The organism is Sphingomonas japonica (genome assembly GCF_006346325.1).
Classification (GTDB): Bacteria; Pseudomonadota; Alphaproteobacteria; order Sphingomonadales; family Sphingomonadaceae; genus Sphingomonas; species Sphingomonas japonica.
In genome coordinates, this window is sequence record NZ_VDYR01000001.1 from 2120396 (window position 1) to 2134497 (window position 14102).

A 14102-nucleotide genomic window follows, 5' to 3' on the forward strand; every position below is an offset into this window, starting at 1 on the left:
GCTTCCTATAGCCTGACGCGCTCGTAGGCTTCGAGCCGGTCGCTGCCAAGCTGCCGCGCGTCGGCCAGTCTCCAGCGGCCGTGCGCCTGCGCGAGGTCGGCGAGACCGATCTCGCCCAGCATGCGCCCGCCGCCGATCAAAACCGGCGCGCGGTAGAGCAGCAGGCGATCGACGAGATCGGCGGCGAGGAACGATGCCGCCGCGCCCATCCCGCCCTCGACCAGCAACCAGTCGACGCCCTCAAGGGTGGCGATGGCGGATGGGGATGCGATGGTGATCCATTCTTCGTCATTCCCGCCTCCGCGGGGATGACGGGAGGCGAGCAGGATGCGTTGCGGGCTGCGGTCTTCCAGCCCCGGCAAGCGCACGTCGAGCACAGGCGCATCCGCCTCGGCCGTCCTGCGCCCGACCAGGATCGCGTCGCTCTTTGCCCGCTCGACATGCGCATGCGCCCGCGCTTCGGCACCGGTAATCCAGCGGCTGCTGCCGTCCGCCATCGCGATCGCCCCGTCGAGTGACAGGCCGAGCTTGAGCGTGACATGCGGGCGCCCCAGCGCCTGCCGCGTCAGGAACCCCGCAAGCGAACGCTGCGCGGCATCCGCCCCGATGCCGGTGACGACCGCGATCCCGGCCGCCTCCAGCATTGCATGGCCCCGCCCGTCGGTCCGCGGGTCGGGATCGCGCAGCGCCGCGACGACGCGCGCCACCCCCGCCGCGACCAGCGACGACGCACAGGCCGGGCCGCGCTCAGAGACATGCGCGCACGGCTCGAGGCTGGTGTACACGGTAGCGCCGCGCGCCGCTTCGCCCGCCTCGGCCAGCGCGATCGCTTCGGCATGCGGCCTTCCGCCCGGTTGCGTCCAGCCGCGGCCGACGACAACGCCATCGCGGACGATCACGCAGCCAACATTGGGGTTGGGCGCGCACCGGCCGCGGCCGCGCTCGCCCAGTGCGATCGCCGCCGCCATCCAGCGTGCGTCGGTCAGAGGCCCCACGATTCGAGGCTGTCGTCGATCCGCTTGAACGCCGCGCGGTTTTCGGCACGGCGCTTCTCGAGCGCGGCCTCGCGCTTGGCCCGATTGGCGGCGTCGATCTTCTGCGCCGCGACGATTTCCGCATCGGTGCGATCAAGCGGCCAGCTTTCGGCATAGATGATGGTGCGCTTGTAGGGCGTCTTGAACTTGGAATCGATCGTGAAGCCGACCAGGATCATCGAGAAAAGAAACACGGAAAGCGCCAGGAACGCCAACTTGTGCTTCTGCTGCTGGCCAAGGAACGAGCGCAGGTCATGGAACGCACGGCGCGGCGAGATATCGCGAAAGAAGCTCACGCCAAAGATATAGGGAAGCGGGGGCGCGGCGACCACCCCCGCGCTTCCTGTCGGCCGCGACGCTTAGCGTTCAAGCACGAACCGCACCGTCAGCGTCTGCCAGCTCTCGACCGGCACGCCGCCCCGCGTCGCCGGCCTGAACCGCCACGACGACAATGCCCGCCGCCGGGTCGCCTCGAAAAAGGCATCGGACGTCGCGGCGACGCGCTCCACCTGCTTGACGCGGCCGTCGATGCCGATGCGGACCCGCACCGTCGCCTGGCCCTCGCGCTCGGCGCGGCGTTCGGCGGCGGGATAGTCGGGTTGGAAATCGCGGGCGTAGCGGGTGTCGCGCGTCGCCGGCGACAACGGCAATTCGCTCGGCAGCGATGTGATCGGCCCCGCAGGCGCCGGATCGCCGCGCGGCGCTGGCAGCGGCGGCGGTGGAAACGGCGGGATGATCGTCGTCGTGTCGATCCCGTTGGGCGTCGGTGGCAAGGGCAGCGGCGGCGTCGGTACGACCGGATTGGTGGGCTGCGGATCGGTAACGCGTTCGGCCGGAGGTGGTGGTTCCGGCGGCGGCGGAGGCTTGGGAAGCGCGATGTCGATCATCTGGATATCGGGATCGTCGGGCTCGACGAACACTTCGGGCGCGGCGAGGAACAACGCGGCGAGAACGCCGCCGTTGATCGCGAGCGCGGCGCCCATGCTCGCGGGATGGAAGCTCGAACGGCGCGAAGCATAGCCTGCGGTCATGTCCCTCTCCTTCTGATCGAAGGTAAAGGTATGATACAACATTGCATGATTGGCAAGGGATGGCTTCAAACGATCATTGCGTCAGCATTACCGCCTTCAGGTTCATGAATTCGTGCAGCCCCCACGGGCCGAGCTCTCGGCCATGGCCGGAACGCTTGACCCCACCGAACGGCGCCTGCGGAGTCGATGCCAGCATCTGGTTGACCGCGATCATCCCGGCTTCGATGTCGCGTTCGAACCGCGCGCGTTCGTCCGCAGCGTTCGTCCACACGCTCGCACCCAGCCCGAACGGCACGTCGTTGGCGAGCGTGATCGCCGCATCGAGATCGGACACCTTGAACAGCAGCGCGACCGGCCCGAAGATTTCTTCGCGCGCAACGTCCGAATCGGGCGGAACGTCGGTCAGGATGCCCGGCGTCATCCACGCCCCCGGCCGGTCGATCGGCTCGGCGCGCAGCAGTGGCGTCGCGCCTGCCGCAAGCGCCTTTTCGACCTGCTCGACCACCGTGTCGCGCTGCTCGATGCTCGACAGCGGCCCGAGAATGGTCGCGTCGTCCATCGGATCGCCGACATGGGCGGCGCGCATCCCGGCGGCAAACGCGTCCGCAAACGCGTCATAGACGTCGGCATGGACGATGAACCGCTTGGCGCAGATGCACGACTGTCCGGCATTTTGCAGCCGCGCGGTCACTGCCGTCTCCGCCGCCTTGGCGATATCCGCCGACGGCATGACGATGAACGGGTCCGACCCGCCGAGTTCGAGCACCACTTTCTTGAGCGCGCGACCTGCCGCCTCCGCCACCTTGACGCCCGCCCCCTCGCTTCCGGTCAGCGTCACCGCGGCTATGCGCGGATCGGCGATCAACGCGCCGACCGCGCTCGAGGGGATAGCGAGATTCTGGAACACGCCCTCGGGCGCGCCGGCCTCGCGCGCCATTCGCTCGATCAGCGCCGCACATCCTTGCGTGATCGAGGCGTGCTTGAGCAGCCCGACATTCCCCGCCAGGATCGCCGGCGCCATGAAGCGGACCACCTGCCAATAGGGAAAATTCCACGGCATGATCGCCAGCACCGGGCCGATCGGATGCCACTGCGCGATCGCCTTGCCGCCCGGCGTGGCGACTTCGGACGATTCCAGAAACGCAGGCCCGTGCTCGGCATAATAGCGAAATCCCGCGACGCACTTGGCGACTTCGGCGAGCGCCGACTTGTTCGTCTTGCCCATCTCCTCGACCGCGGTCCGCGCGAGTTCCGCCCGATTGGCCTCGAACGCGTCGGCGATGCGGCTCAGCAGTGCGGTGCGCTCGCCGATCGCGGTAGTGCGCCAGCGACGAAACCCCTTGGCAGCGGCGGCGATCTTCGCCTCCACGGCGGCTGCGTCGTCAGCGGGGTGGCGCGCGGTTTCCTGGCCGGTGGCGGGGTTGATGCTGGTGAACATGTCGGCAGGCTCCTGGGGTCGGCGTCTATGCGGGTAACGCCTGCCTGCGCGCGGGAGTTGCAACCCGGCCCCCACCTGCCGCATAGCACCGCGCATGGCAGAGGAACCCGATCCCGCGACGATGTCGTTCGAAGATGCGCTGAGGGCGCTCGAACAGGTGGTCGGCCGCCTCGAAAGCGGTGACGCGCCACTCGACGAGGCGATCCGGCTGTACGAGCGCGGCGACCAGTTGCGCGCGGTCTGCGCTGCGCGGCTCGACGCGGCACAGGCCCGGATCGAAGCGATCCGGACCGACGGCGACGGACGCGCCGTTGGCACCGCCCCGTTTGCCGCGGGCTGACGCGCGCATGGCCGGTGCTTCGCTAGCGCTGCAAGCCGCCTTGCGCGACGTCGCCGAGGAGATCGACCGGCAGTTTGACCTGCTGCTGACGGTGCCGGGCGATTCGCGTGCGCCGCTCTATGCAGCGATGCGCCACGCCACGATCGGCAGCGGCAAGCGGTTGCGCCCCCTGCTGGTGTTCGCGGCGTCGCGGCTGTTCGGTGTCGACCGCCAGTGCGCCGCGCGCGCCGCGACCGCGATCGAGGCGATCCATGTCTATTCGCTGATCCACGACGATCTGCCGGCGATGGACGACGACGATGTTCGCCGCGGCAAGCCCACCGTGCACAAGGCCTTTGACGAGGCGACTGCGATCCTGGCGGGCGATTGCCTGCACGCGCTGGCATTCGAGCTGCTCGCCGATCCGGCGACGCATGCCGATCCGTTCGTGCGCGCCGAACTGGTCGGTTGCGTTGCGCATGCCGCGGGGCCGGCCGGCATGGGCGGCGGCCAGATGATGGACCTGGAGGCGGAAAAATCGCGCTTCGACCTGGCCACCGTGACGCGGCTGCAGGCGATGAAGACCGGCGCGCTGATCGCCTGTTCGGTCGAGGCAGGTCTGATTTTGGGGCGCGTTCCGCCAGAGGGGCGGATCGGCCTGCGCGGCTATGCGCGCGACCTTGGCCTCGCCTTCCAGATCGCCGACGACCTGCTCGACGTCGAGGGCGACGAGGCGGCGGTCGGCAAGAAGCTGCGCAAGGACGCCGCGCAGGGCAAGGAGACCTTCGTGTCGCTGCTCGGCCGCGATCGCGCCCGCGAACAGGCCGGACTTCTGGTCGATCAGGCGATCGAGCATCTGCAGAACTATGGCGACGAGGCTGACCTGCTGCGCGATCTCGCGCGATACACGCTCGAGCGCGATCGATGACCGCGGCACCGCAGCACCGCACCGGCGTCTATCCCGGCACGTTCGATCCGGTGACGCTCGGCCATATGGACATCATCCGCCGCGGCGCGAAGCTGGTCGACCGGCTGGTGATCGGCGTCACCACCAATCCGTCGAAATCGCCGATGTTCAGCGTAGAGGAGCGGATGGCGATGGTCCGCCGTGAAGTCGAGGGCATCGAGGGCGAGATCCGCGTCGTCAGCTTCGATTCGCTGCTGATGGACTTTGCCGAACGCGAGGACGCCTCGATCATCGTCCGCGGCCTGCGTGCCGTCGCCGATTTCGAATATGAGTATCAGATGGCCGGCATGAACCAGGCGATCAATCCGCGCATCGAGACCGTGTTTCTGATGGCCGATGTCTGCCTGCAACCGATCGCCTCGCGGCTGGTCAAGGAGATCGCGATGTACGGCGGGGAAATTCGCAAGTTCGTGACGCCTGCGGTCAAGGCCGACGTCACCGCCCGCGTGACGGCGATCGGGCGCAAGGGCAGTTGATCGCGCGTCCACGTTGGCCTGACCGGGATTCTGCGCTAGGGAGCCGCCAAACCGTAGTTGTGAGATGTCCATGCGTTTGATCGTCGCCCTGTTCGCGTTGCTTGGAATGACGCTCGCCTTGCCTGCCCAGGCGCAGGTGATCGATGTCAAGGTCAAGGGCCGCGCGACGCCCCCCTCGACCACCGACAAGGAGAATCTTTGGCTGCTCGACCTGTCGACCGGAGGGCGCGTCACGATCTGGCTGCGCCCCGATGTCGCGCCCAAGATGGTCGAGCGGATCAAGACGCTGACCCGCCGGAAATTCTACGACGGGGTGCTGTTCCACCGCGTCATCGACGGGTTCATGGCACAGTCGGGCGATCCCAAGGGCGACGGCACCGGCGGATCGGACCTTCCCGACCTGGAAAAGGAATTCAACTATCTGCCGCACGTTCGCGGCGCGGTGTCGGCAGCACGCCCGGGAGCGCCGCAGGACGCCACGCCGGAGCAGAAGGCTGAGGCGGAGAATGGCGCGAACAGCCAGTTCTTCATCATGTTCCAGCCGCTGCTGCGGCTCGACAAGCAATATACCGTGTTCGGCCGCGTGCTCGACGGCATGCAATATGTCGATTCGATCCCGCGCGGCGAGCCGCCCGCGCAGCCGGCGCGCATCCTTCATGCCTATATCGCCGCCGACAATCCGCCGCCGTACCAGCCTGGTCCAGCGACGCTGCCGGCTGGGGAGGCGCCAGTGACGCTTCCAGGGACCGAGCCCGCAGCGGCGACCGCTCCGGCGCCAGCCGAATAGGACTGAACCTGCCCCGTTCGGAACGAACGGAGTGGGACGGATGTCCCAGACCGATGACGTTTTCAACGGGCCTGCAACCATGAACGTCGACCTGTTCGATTTCGAACTGCCGCCCGAAGCGATCGCGCTGCGCCCGGCCGCGCCGCGCGACGCCGCGCGCATGCTGGTGCTGGATGGCGGCACGACCCGCGACACGGTTGTGTCCGACCTGCCGACGCTGCTGCGCGCCGGCGATTGCCTGGTGTTCAACGACACCCGCGTGATCCCGGCGCAGCTCGAAGGAACGCGGGGCAACGCCCGCATCGGCGCGACGCTGCACAAGCGCGAGGGGCCGCACCGCTGGCGGGCGTTCATCCGCAACGCCAAGCGGCTGCGCGACGGCGATCGCATCGATTTCGGCAATGCGGTCACTGCGATGGCCTGCGATCGTGCACAGGACGGCAGCTTTGCGCTCGACTTCGCCAGCGACGAGCCGGTCGAACTGCTGCTCGAACGCGCCGGCCGGATGCCGCTGCCGCCCTATATCGCTGCCAAGCGCCCCACCGACGCGCGCGACGCCGAGGATTACCAGACGATGTTCGCGCGCGAGGCCGGCGCGGTCGCGGCGCCGACGGCAGCCCTGCATTTCACCCCAGAACTGCTCGCGGCGCTCGGCCATGCGGGGATCGAACATACCACGCTGACGCTGCATGTCGGTGCGGGCACCTTCCTTCCGGTCAAGGCCGACGACACCGACGACCACGCGATGCACGCCGAATGGGGCCGGATCGATGCCGCCACCGCCGATCGGCTGAACGCGGTGCGCCGCGGCGGCGGCCGGATCGTCGCGGTCGGCACCACCAGCCTGCGGCTGATCGAGAGCGCCGCGCAGGCGGACGGGACCATCGCGCCGTTCGAAGGCGATACTGCAATCTTCATCACCCCGGGCTATCGGTTCAAGGGCATCGACGGGCTGATGACCAATTTCCACCTGCCGCGATCGACGCTGTTCATGCTGGTATCGGCGCTGATGGGGCTCGATCGGATGCAGGCGGCATACGCCCATGCCATCGAAAATGGCTACCGTTTCTACTCCTACGGCGATGCCAGCCTGTTGCTGCCGTCAGCTCCCGGCGGAAGATGACGGCTCCGGTTCCTCGTCGAGACGCCATCCCGTAAAGTCGCGCACCATTGCTCGGTCGCATCCGACGCAGTGCGAGTGATACCGCTCGCCATCATGACGCACCCGACGACGGTCGCGCAGATGATGTCCGAAATGGCAGCGAATGCGTTGCAGGATATACATCGTCCTGTCTCCGACCCCTACTCCACATAGAGTAGATTTGTACCACGCGCACCTCGCCATTTTGCGATCGCGAACGCGGGCGGTGCCGTGTCGCTAGGCAGGCATCGCTGAACCGCCGATGACCTTTCCCGCTTCGCATCGACAAACCGGTACGCCGCCGCCATGGAGCGCGGGATGACCTCGCGTTTCGCTTTCACAATCGCCGCCACCGACGGCGCAGCCCGCACCGGAACGATCGCGATGCAGCGCGGCACGCTGCGCACGCCCGCGTTCATGCCGGTCGGCACCGCCGCCACGGTCAAGGCGATGAAGCCCGCCGACGTCCGCGCGGGCGGCGCCGATATCCTGCTCGGCAACACCTATCACCTGATGCTGCGGCCTGGAGCAGAGCGGGTTGCGCGGCTTGGTGGTCTGCACGCGTTCATGGGCTGGGACCGGCCGATCCTGACCGACAGCGGCGGGTATCAGGTGATGAGCCTGGCCGACCTCACCAAACGCTCCGAGGACGGAGTCGCGTTCAAGAGCCATCTCGACGGATCACGGCATCTGCTGAGCCCAGAACGCTCGATCGAGATCCAGCGGCTGCTCGGTTCGGACATCGTCATGGCGTTCGACGAACTGGTGCCTACCACCGCGACGCGCGACGTGCAGGCGGCGGCGATGGAGCGGTCGATGCGCTGGGCGAAGCGGTCGCGCGCCGCCTTCGACGCCGGCGGCGACCACGCCGCACGTTCCGCCGTGTTCGGCATCCAGCAGGGTGCGCTCGACCGGGAATTGCGCCAGGCGTCGGCCGATGCGCTGCTCGACATCGGTTTCGACGGCTATGCGGTCGGCGGGCTCGCGGTCGGAGAGGGGCAGGCGGCGATGTTCGATGTGCTGGACTTCGCGCCCGCCCAGCTCGACCCGGCCAGGCCGCGCTACCTGATGGGCGTCGGCAAGCCCGACGACATCGTCGGCGCGGTCGAACGCGGCATCGACATGTTCGATTGCGTGATGCCGACACGCAGCGGACGCACCGGCCAGGCGTTCACGCGCGACGGCCCGATCAACATCCGCAACGCCCGCTTCGCCGAGGACCAAGGTCCGCTCGATCCCGAGTGCGGCTGTCCGGTCTGTGCGACCTGGACGCGCGCCTATTGCCATCATCTGGTCCGATCTGGAGAGATCCTCGGCGCGATGCTGATGACCGAGCACAATCTCGCCTTTTATCAGGCGCTGATGGCCGATTTGCGCGCGGCGATCGCCGAGGCGCGATTGAAGGACTTCGCAAGCGGGTTCCGCGCGCGCTATCAATGAGTTCCCGTATCGCGCCGCGACAAGCGCGAACCTTTGGAGACGTGCCGTGGCTGACGAACCGGAAGCAAGAGAAAACGAGATCATGGCCGCGGCCAAGGCGGCGAAGAAGCGTAGCGACGCCGTCGCCAAGCTGCGCGAGCCCGGGGATCAGTCGCACTGGCCGCTGCAGGCGATCGGCATCGGCGTCGGCTCAGCGGCGCTGGCGGCGGCGCTGCTGTGGGTAAAGAGCACGCGCGACCGCAAATGAACTGACGCGGTCGCCGGCCCGGACGTTACCGGCCGCCCCGACCGTCCCACGGCGGAACACCGTCAAATCGGCCCGCGATGTCGCCGCCGATTTGGGCTATGCGCGGCACCATGCGCGCTTTGGGCTCACGAATTCCCGGCAAACGGATGCGAGTCGCGGGGATCGCCGCGCTTGTCGGGCTGATCGGAATCGGCTTTTCCGCGCATGCCGGACGCGCCTCGTCGGACCAGCTCGCCAAACCCGATCCCGCGCCTGTGACGCTCGGGATCGAGGCGGACGAGCATTTCCCCGGCGCCGCCGCCATCCTCGCCATCGCCGAGTCGGCCGCCCCCGCCCCCGGGGTTACCGGGACGACGCAATTGCCAGAATTGCCGACCGGCATTGCGGTTCAGGCACTGGCAGGCGACGCTTCGATCACCCCGGCACGGCCATTCCGGCTGCGCGGTTCGGCGACCGATGCCATGCGCGCGATCGAGTGCCTGACCACCGCCATCTATTACGAAGCGGCATCGGAGCCCGACAACGGTCAGCGCGCGGTCGCACAGGTGATTCTCAACCGCGTGCGCCATCCGGCATTCCCGGCCACGGTATGCGGCGTGATCTATCAGGGATCGGACAAACGCTACTGCCAGTTCAGCTATGCCTGCGATGGTGCGATGGCGCGGCGTCCGCAGCCCGCCGCCTGGGCGCGCGCGCGCCGCGTCGCGGTCGATGCGCTGTACGGCAGCGTGTTCGCGCCGGTCGGGCTGGCGACGCATTACCATACCTACGCGGTCACGCCGTCGTGGAACCGCAGCCTGGTGATGACCGCAGTCGAAGGCGCGCATTTCTTTCATCGCTGGAAGGGATGGTGGGGCACCGCCGCCGCCTTTCGCGATCGCTATGCCGGGGGCGAGCCGGTGCCGGGGCCGCTGCGTGCTGTTGCCGCGCCGGATGCGGTCATCGCCGCGGTCACCGCGCCTACCCCGCAGACTGCTGCACCGGTGATCGATCTGTCCCCGGCCCAGCCGGGCTACGCCGACAGCGGCGCTGCGCAGCCTGCTGCGCCGACCGACACGTTGCCGCCGGCATCGCAGATACTCGACAAGTGGAAGGACAGCGGCAAGCCGCTGCTCTAATACGAAACGGGCCCCGCCTTGCGGCGAGGCCCGCTTCTGAGGTTCCCGCTGGCGTCAGCGGCGACCCTGGCGGTCGTGCTTCTGCGTCCGCACGCGCTGCGACAGCGTATCGAAGCGGCGGTCGAGATCGCGGCGTTCGGCCAGGCTCAGCCCGCCGCCCGTCCGGCGATAGCGATTCTCGAGCATGCTGAGATCGCGAAACTGGGTGCGCAGCCGCGATGCCTCGGCGCGGTTCAGCGCGCCCGAACGGATGCCCTGATCGATGCGCTGGTCCAGCTTGGCTTGGCGCTGGTTGATGTTCTGCCAGTTCTGCGCATTGGCGGCGGCAGGGAATGCGGCCGTGGCGATGGCAAGGCCGGCGATCATCATTGAAAACGTCTTCATGGTCGGTCTCCTTCGACATTCGTGGCGGCGTTGCATCGCCGTCCACTTCTATCTGGACGCACCGTGTCGCTGAGATTTCGCAGGCAGCGCACTTTTGTGTCGCAACTTGTCGCCGGCGCGGCGATGGTCGGGTGATGCACTTTGCCCCGATCCCTGACGCCCCGTGCAAGACGCTCCGCCCCCGCGACGTCCTCGCGCTGACCGTCGGCATCGTCATCGGTGCCGGCATCTTTCGCACGCCGTCGCTGGTCGCGGGCGCGGCCGGCAGCGCGGGCGAGATGATCGCGATCTGGATCGCGGGCGGCCTGCTCTCGATCGTCGGCGCCCTATGCTATGCCGAGCTTGCCGCAGCGTTTCCCAATGTCGGCGGCGATTACCACTTTCTCGGCCGCGCCTACGGCCAGCGGCTGGCGTTTCTCTACGCCTGGGCGCGGCTGGCGGTGATCCAGACCGGATCGCTCGCGCTGCTGGCTTATGTGGTCGGCGACTATCTCGCGGCCATTGCGCCGCTTGGGCCCTATGGCTCGACGGCATATGCCGCCGCGGCGGTAGCGCTGGTCACGCTGCTCAACTGGATCGGCGTGCGGCAGGGCGCGGCGGCGCAATTCTGGCTGACCATCGCCGAGGTCGCCGGGCTGGTCGCGGTGATCGTCGCCGGACTGACGCTCAGCCCGGCGCAGGCCGCCCCTGCACCGGTCGCCGACGGCAGCGCGATCGGGCTGATGCTCGTGTTCGTGCTGCTCACCTATGGCGGCTGGAACGAGGCCGTCTATGTCTCTGCCGAACTCGACGACGCGCCGCGCCGGATGGCGCCGATCATGGTCGGCGGGCTGCTGATCGTCACCGCGCTCTACGTGCTCGCCAACCTGGCCTTCCTCAATGCGCTGGGACTGGGCGGGATGGCGGCGACCGATGCGGTGGCAAGCGAGGTCATGCGCCGCGCGGGAGGCGACATCGGCGCAGCGGCGATCAGCCTGATCATCGCGATCGCCGCGCTGACCTCGGCCAACGCCACCGCGATCACCGGCGCGCGCACCACCTGCGCGCTTGGTCGCCGCTTCACGATCCTGGCCTGGCTCGGGCGCTGGAACATGGCGCGCGACACGCCGGGCAACGCGCTGATCGCGCAGGGCCTGATCGCGCTGCTGCTGGTCGGCGCGGGCGCGTTCGCGCGCGACGGGTTCCAGCTTGCGGTCGATTACACCGCGCCGGTCTTCTGGCTGTTCCTGCTGCTGGTCGGACTATCGCTGTTCGTGTTGCGACTGCGCGAGCCGGACCTGTCCCGCCCGTTCAAGGTGCCGTTCTATCCCGTCACGCCGATGATCTTCTGCGCGACCACGGCATATCTGCTATGGTCCAGCCTTGCCTATACCGGCATCGGCGCGCTGGTCGGGGTGGCGGTGCTGGGGATCGGCGGCGTCGCTTTGGCGTTCATCACCCCGGTGCCCGACGCAGAGGAGCCCCTGGCATGAAGATCGCACTGCTTGCATCCGCGCTGCTGCTGGGAAGTGGCGGCATCGTTGCAGCGACGCTGTACGATGCCCCGACGGCGCAGTCCGCCCAGAAGACGCAGCCCGACGTCATCTACGTGCCGACACCGCCGCAAGTGGTCGAGGCGATGCTCGACGTCGCCGGGCTCAAGGACGGCGACATCCTCTACGACCTCGGATCGGGCGACGGGCGTATCCCAATCGCCGCGGCCAGGCGCGCCAAGGTCCGCGCGACCGGCATCGACATCGATCCCGAGCGTATCGCCGAAGCCAATGCCAATGCGCAGGCCGCCGGCGTCACCGACGAAGTGACGTTCAAGCAGGCCGATCTGTTCGCCACCGATTTCTCCGACGCCACCGTCGTCACGCTCTATTTGCTGCCCAGCCTCAACGAGAAGCTCAGGCCGAGGCTGCTCGCCGAGCTCAAGCCCGGCACCCGCATCGTCAGCCACGCCTTCACCATGGGCGATTGGAAACCGGAGCAGGAACTCGAGATCGACGGGCGGCGCATCTATTTCTGGACGGTGCCTGCAAAAGCTACCGCCAAACCCGCTCCCTAGGTTCAAGCGTCGCTCAGCAACCGACCCGCCTGCGCCCGCGCCTCGTCGGTAACTTCGGCGCCCGACAGCATGCGGGCGATTTCCTCCCGGCGATCTGCGGGCCCCAGTGGGCGCACGCCGGTCCGCGTCACCACGCCGTCATGCGCCTTGGCGATCAGCAAGTGGCTGCGCCCGCGCGCGGCGACCTGCGGGCTGTGCGTCACCACCAGCACCTGAGTACGCTCGGCGAGCCGGGCCAGCCGATCGCCGATCGCGCTTGCCACCGCGCCGCCGACGCCGCGGTCGATTTCGTCGAACACCATCGTCGCCGCCGATCCCTGCTCGGCCAGCGCGACCTTGAGCGCGAGGATGAAGCGTGACAGCTCGCCGCCGCTGGCGATCTTGATCAGCGGCCCGAACGGCGCGCCTGGATTGGTCGCGATCGCGAACTCGACGCGGTCGGCGCCATGCTGTGCCCATTGCTCGGGCGGCAGGCGATCGAGCTGGGTGCGGAACCGCGCGGCGTCGAGCTTGAGCGGGGCCAGCTCGGCGGCCACTGCGGCATCGAGCCGCGTTGCCGCCGCCGATCGCGCTGCAGACAGCGCTTCGGCCTGCGCCGCATAGTCCGCGCGCGTCGCGGCCACGCGCGCCTCCAGCGCGGCGATGCCCGCCCCTCCATTTGTCAGCCGGTCGAGCTTGTCCGACAGTTCCGCCGCCAGTGCTGCGAGCTCGTCGGGGGCGACGCGGTGCTTGCGCGCGATTCCGCGCAACTCGAACAACCGCGTCTCGTCGGCATCGAGCGATGCCGGGTCAAACGCCAGCGCAGCCGCCGCTTCATCGACCTTTTCCTGGGTCACCGCGGCTTCGATGATCGCGCGATCGATCGCCGCCAGCGCCTCGGCGAGCGCCGGATGGTCCTCGCCCACCCGCTCGAGCACGCGCGCCGCTTGCCGCAGCCGGGTCAGCGCACCATCGGCGCCGTCGGTAAGCTCGGCAACAGTCTGAAGGTCTCCGGCGATCTTCTCGCCGCGCTGCATCGTCGCACGCCGCTCGGCGAGGATCGCTTCCTCGCCCGGCTCGGCGGCGAGCGCGGTCAGTTCGGCTACCGCATGTTCGAGCCACTCACGATCGCGCCCGGCGACGTCCTGTTCCGCCACGGCCTGTTCGAGCGCTTCCTCGGCCGCGCGCCACGCCCGATAGGCCGCGGCAACCGCACTGGCGTCGATGCGCCCGAAATCGTCGAGCAACGCGCGGTGGCCGCGCGGGTTGAGCAGGCCGCGATCATCGTGCTGCCCGTGGATTTCGACCAGATGTCCGGCCAGCTCGCGCAGCAGCGCCGCCGACACCGGCTGATCGTTGACGAAGGCGCGGCTGCCGCCATCGGCCTTGACGATGCGGCGGATGATCAGCGGTTCGCCGGGTTCGAGGTCCAGTCCGTTGTCGCCGATCAGCTCGGCGACCGCGCCCGGCATCGTGAAGCTCGCCGTCACCACCGCGCGCTCGGCACCCTGCCGCACCAGCCCGGTTTCGCCGCGCGCACCCAGCGCCAGTCCCAGCGCATCGAGCAGGATCGACTTGCCCGCCCCGGTTTCCCCGGTCAGCACCCCAAGTCCGGGCGCGAAATCGAGGTCGAGCGCCTCGATCAGCACGACATCGCGGATCGACAGCGCGGTCAGCATCGCCGTGTCTTC

16 protein-coding genes are annotated in these 14102 nt (G+C 68.5%); 10 read left to right on the forward strand and 6 right to left on the reverse strand.

Annotation, left to right across the window (positions count from 1 at the left end; genetic code table 11):
- Positions 1 to 5 precede the first annotated feature (5 nt).
- From ribD to FHY50_RS10385, 4 genes are all read right to left on the reverse strand, one after another.
- Complete coding sequence (ribD, locus tag FHY50_RS10370) at positions 6 to 968, reverse strand: bifunctional diaminohydroxyphosphoribosylaminopyrimidine deaminase/5-amino-6-(5-phosphoribosylamino)uracil reductase RibD (protein ID WP_140231149.1); 963 nt, start codon at positions 966 to 968, stop codon at positions 6 to 8.
- 14 nt (positions 969 to 982) lie between these two features.
- Entirely contained in the window at positions 983 to 1366 is a 384-nt protein-coding gene (locus FHY50_RS10375) for a hypothetical protein (protein ID WP_140048355.1), read from the reverse strand.
- Between the two features lie 27 nt (positions 1367 to 1393).
- The gene (locus FHY50_RS14480; protein ID WP_279588115.1) at positions 1394 to 2065 is read right to left on the reverse strand and encodes an energy transducer TonB; all 672 of its coding nucleotides are present in this window, start codon (positions 2063 to 2065) and stop codon (positions 1394 to 1396) included.
- Between the two features lie 73 nt (positions 2066 to 2138).
- Positions 2139 to 3503 (reverse strand): NAD-dependent succinate-semialdehyde dehydrogenase, encoded by a 1365-nt coding sequence (locus FHY50_RS10385; protein WP_140048356.1) that lies wholly within the window; start codon positions 3501 to 3503, stop codon positions 2139 to 2141.
- Between the two features lie 94 nt (positions 3504 to 3597).
- On the opposite strand from FHY50_RS10385, the gene FHY50_RS10390 reads away from it, so the two are divergent.
- From FHY50_RS10390 to FHY50_RS10425, 8 genes are all read left to right on the forward strand, one after another.
- Positions 3598 to 3843, forward strand: coding sequence for an exodeoxyribonuclease VII small subunit (locus FHY50_RS10390; protein ID WP_140048357.1), 246 nt, complete (start codon positions 3598 to 3600; stop codon positions 3841 to 3843).
- Positions 3844 to 3850: 7 nt separating this feature from the next.
- Complete coding sequence (locus FHY50_RS10395; RefSeq protein ID WP_140048358.1) at positions 3851 to 4750, forward strand: polyprenyl synthetase family protein; 900 nt, start codon at positions 3851 to 3853, stop codon at positions 4748 to 4750.
- The gene (gene coaD / locus FHY50_RS10400; protein ID WP_140048359.1) at positions 4747 to 5265 is read left to right on the forward strand and encodes a pantetheine-phosphate adenylyltransferase; all 519 of its coding nucleotides are present in this window, start codon (positions 4747 to 4749) and stop codon (positions 5263 to 5265) included. The genes FHY50_RS10395 and coaD overlap by 4 nt, the downstream gene beginning before the upstream one ends.
- 70 nt (positions 5266 to 5335) lie before the next feature.
- A complete protein-coding gene (locus FHY50_RS10405; protein WP_140048360.1) occupies positions 5336 to 6052 on the forward strand; it encodes a peptidylprolyl isomerase in 717 nt (238 codons plus the stop codon).
- A gap of 79 nt (positions 6053 to 6131) precedes the next feature.
- On the forward strand, positions 6132 to 7175 hold the full coding sequence (gene queA / locus FHY50_RS10410) for a tRNA preQ1(34) S-adenosylmethionine ribosyltransferase-isomerase QueA (protein WP_140231151.1): 1044 nt from the start codon (positions 6132 to 6134) through the stop codon (positions 7173 to 7175).
- A 336-nt stretch (positions 7176 to 7511) separates the two neighbouring features.
- Positions 7512 to 8633 (forward strand): tRNA guanosine(34) transglycosylase Tgt, encoded by a 1122-nt coding sequence (gene tgt, locus FHY50_RS10415; RefSeq protein ID WP_140048361.1) that lies wholly within the window; start codon positions 7512 to 7514, stop codon positions 8631 to 8633.
- A gap of 46 nt (positions 8634 to 8679) precedes the next feature.
- The gene (locus FHY50_RS10420) at positions 8680 to 8880 is read left to right on the forward strand and encodes a hypothetical protein (RefSeq protein ID WP_140048362.1); all 201 of its coding nucleotides are present in this window, start codon (positions 8680 to 8682) and stop codon (positions 8878 to 8880) included.
- A gap of 146 nt (positions 8881 to 9026) precedes the next feature.
- The gene (locus FHY50_RS10425; RefSeq protein WP_140048363.1) at positions 9027 to 9998 is read left to right on the forward strand and encodes a cell wall hydrolase; all 972 of its coding nucleotides are present in this window, start codon (positions 9027 to 9029) and stop codon (positions 9996 to 9998) included.
- Between the two features lie 54 nt (positions 9999 to 10052).
- Here FHY50_RS10425 and FHY50_RS10430 read toward each other — a convergent pair whose 3' ends face one another.
- Positions 10053 to 10382 carry a hypothetical protein gene (locus FHY50_RS10430; protein ID WP_140048364.1) on the reverse strand — a complete coding sequence of 110 codons (330 nt, stop codon included), beginning with the start codon at positions 10380 to 10382 and terminating at the stop codon, positions 10053 to 10055.
- A 134-nt stretch (positions 10383 to 10516) separates the two neighbouring features.
- Here FHY50_RS10430 and FHY50_RS10435 point away from each other — a divergent pair, with 134 nt between their 5' ends.
- Together FHY50_RS10435 and FHY50_RS10440 are read left to right on the forward strand one after the other, a co-directional pair.
- Positions 10517 to 11854 (forward strand): APC family permease, encoded by a 1338-nt coding sequence (locus tag FHY50_RS10435; protein ID WP_140048365.1) that lies wholly within the window; start codon positions 10517 to 10519, stop codon positions 11852 to 11854.
- Positions 11851 to 12432: a class I SAM-dependent methyltransferase gene (locus FHY50_RS10440; protein WP_140048366.1), complete on the forward strand. Its 582-nt coding sequence runs from the start codon at positions 11851 to 11853 to the stop codon at positions 12430 to 12432. The genes FHY50_RS10435 and FHY50_RS10440 overlap by 4 nt, the downstream gene beginning before the upstream one ends.
- A 2-nt stretch (positions 12433 to 12434) precedes the next feature.
- Here the strand turns inward: FHY50_RS10440 and recN are convergent, their stop codons facing one another.
- A complete protein-coding gene (gene recN / locus FHY50_RS10445; protein ID WP_140048367.1) occupies positions 12435 to 14090 on the reverse strand; it encodes a DNA repair protein RecN in 1656 nt (551 codons plus the stop codon).
- Between the last annotated feature and the right edge of the window lie 12 nt (positions 14091 to 14102).

Excerpts from the sequence above, each read along its gene's own strand:
- FHY50_RS10435 (WP_140048365.1), top strand. The coding sequence starts at position 10,517 with ATGCACTTTGCCCCGATCCCTGACGCCCCGTGCAAGACGCTCCGCCCC.
- FHY50_RS10385 (WP_140048356.1), bottom strand. The coding sequence starts at position 3,503 with ATGTTCACCAGCATCAACCCCGCCACCGGCCAGGAAACCGCGCGCCAC.
- FHY50_RS10395 (WP_140048358.1), top strand. The coding sequence starts at position 3,851 with ATGGCCGGTGCTTCGCTAGCGCTGCAAGCCGCCTTGCGCGACGTCGCC.
- FHY50_RS10430 (WP_140048364.1), bottom strand. The coding sequence starts at position 10,382 with ATGAAGACGTTTTCAATGATGATCGCCGGCCTTGCCATCGCCACGGCC.
- ribD (WP_140231149.1), bottom strand. The coding sequence starts at position 968 with ATGGCGGCGGCGATCGCACTGGGCGAGCGCGGCCGCGGCCGGTGCGCG.
- queA (WP_140231151.1), top strand. The coding sequence starts at position 6,132 with ATGAACGTCGACCTGTTCGATTTCGAACTGCCGCCCGAAGCGATCGCG.
- FHY50_RS10425 (WP_140048363.1), top strand. The coding sequence starts at position 9,027 with ATGCGAGTCGCGGGGATCGCCGCGCTTGTCGGGCTGATCGGAATCGGC.
- FHY50_RS10440 (WP_140048366.1), top strand. The coding sequence starts at position 11,851 with ATGAAGATCGCACTGCTTGCATCCGCGCTGCTGCTGGGAAGTGGCGGC.
- FHY50_RS14480 (WP_279588115.1), bottom strand. The coding sequence starts at position 2,065 with ATGACCGCAGGCTATGCTTCGCGCCGTTCGAGCTTCCATCCCGCGAGC.
- recN (WP_140048367.1), bottom strand. The coding sequence starts at position 14,090 with ATGCTGACCGCGCTGTCGATCCGCGATGTCGTGCTGATCGAGGCGCTC.
- FHY50_RS10405 (WP_140048360.1), top strand. The coding sequence starts at position 5,336 with ATGCGTTTGATCGTCGCCCTGTTCGCGTTGCTTGGAATGACGCTCGCC.
- tgt (WP_140048361.1), top strand. The coding sequence starts at position 7,512 with ATGACCTCGCGTTTCGCTTTCACAATCGCCGCCACCGACGGCGCAGCC.
- FHY50_RS10390 (WP_140048357.1), top strand. The coding sequence starts at position 3,598 with ATGGCAGAGGAACCCGATCCCGCGACGATGTCGTTCGAAGATGCGCTG.
- coaD (WP_140048359.1), top strand. The coding sequence starts at position 4,747 with ATGACCGCGGCACCGCAGCACCGCACCGGCGTCTATCCCGGCACGTTC.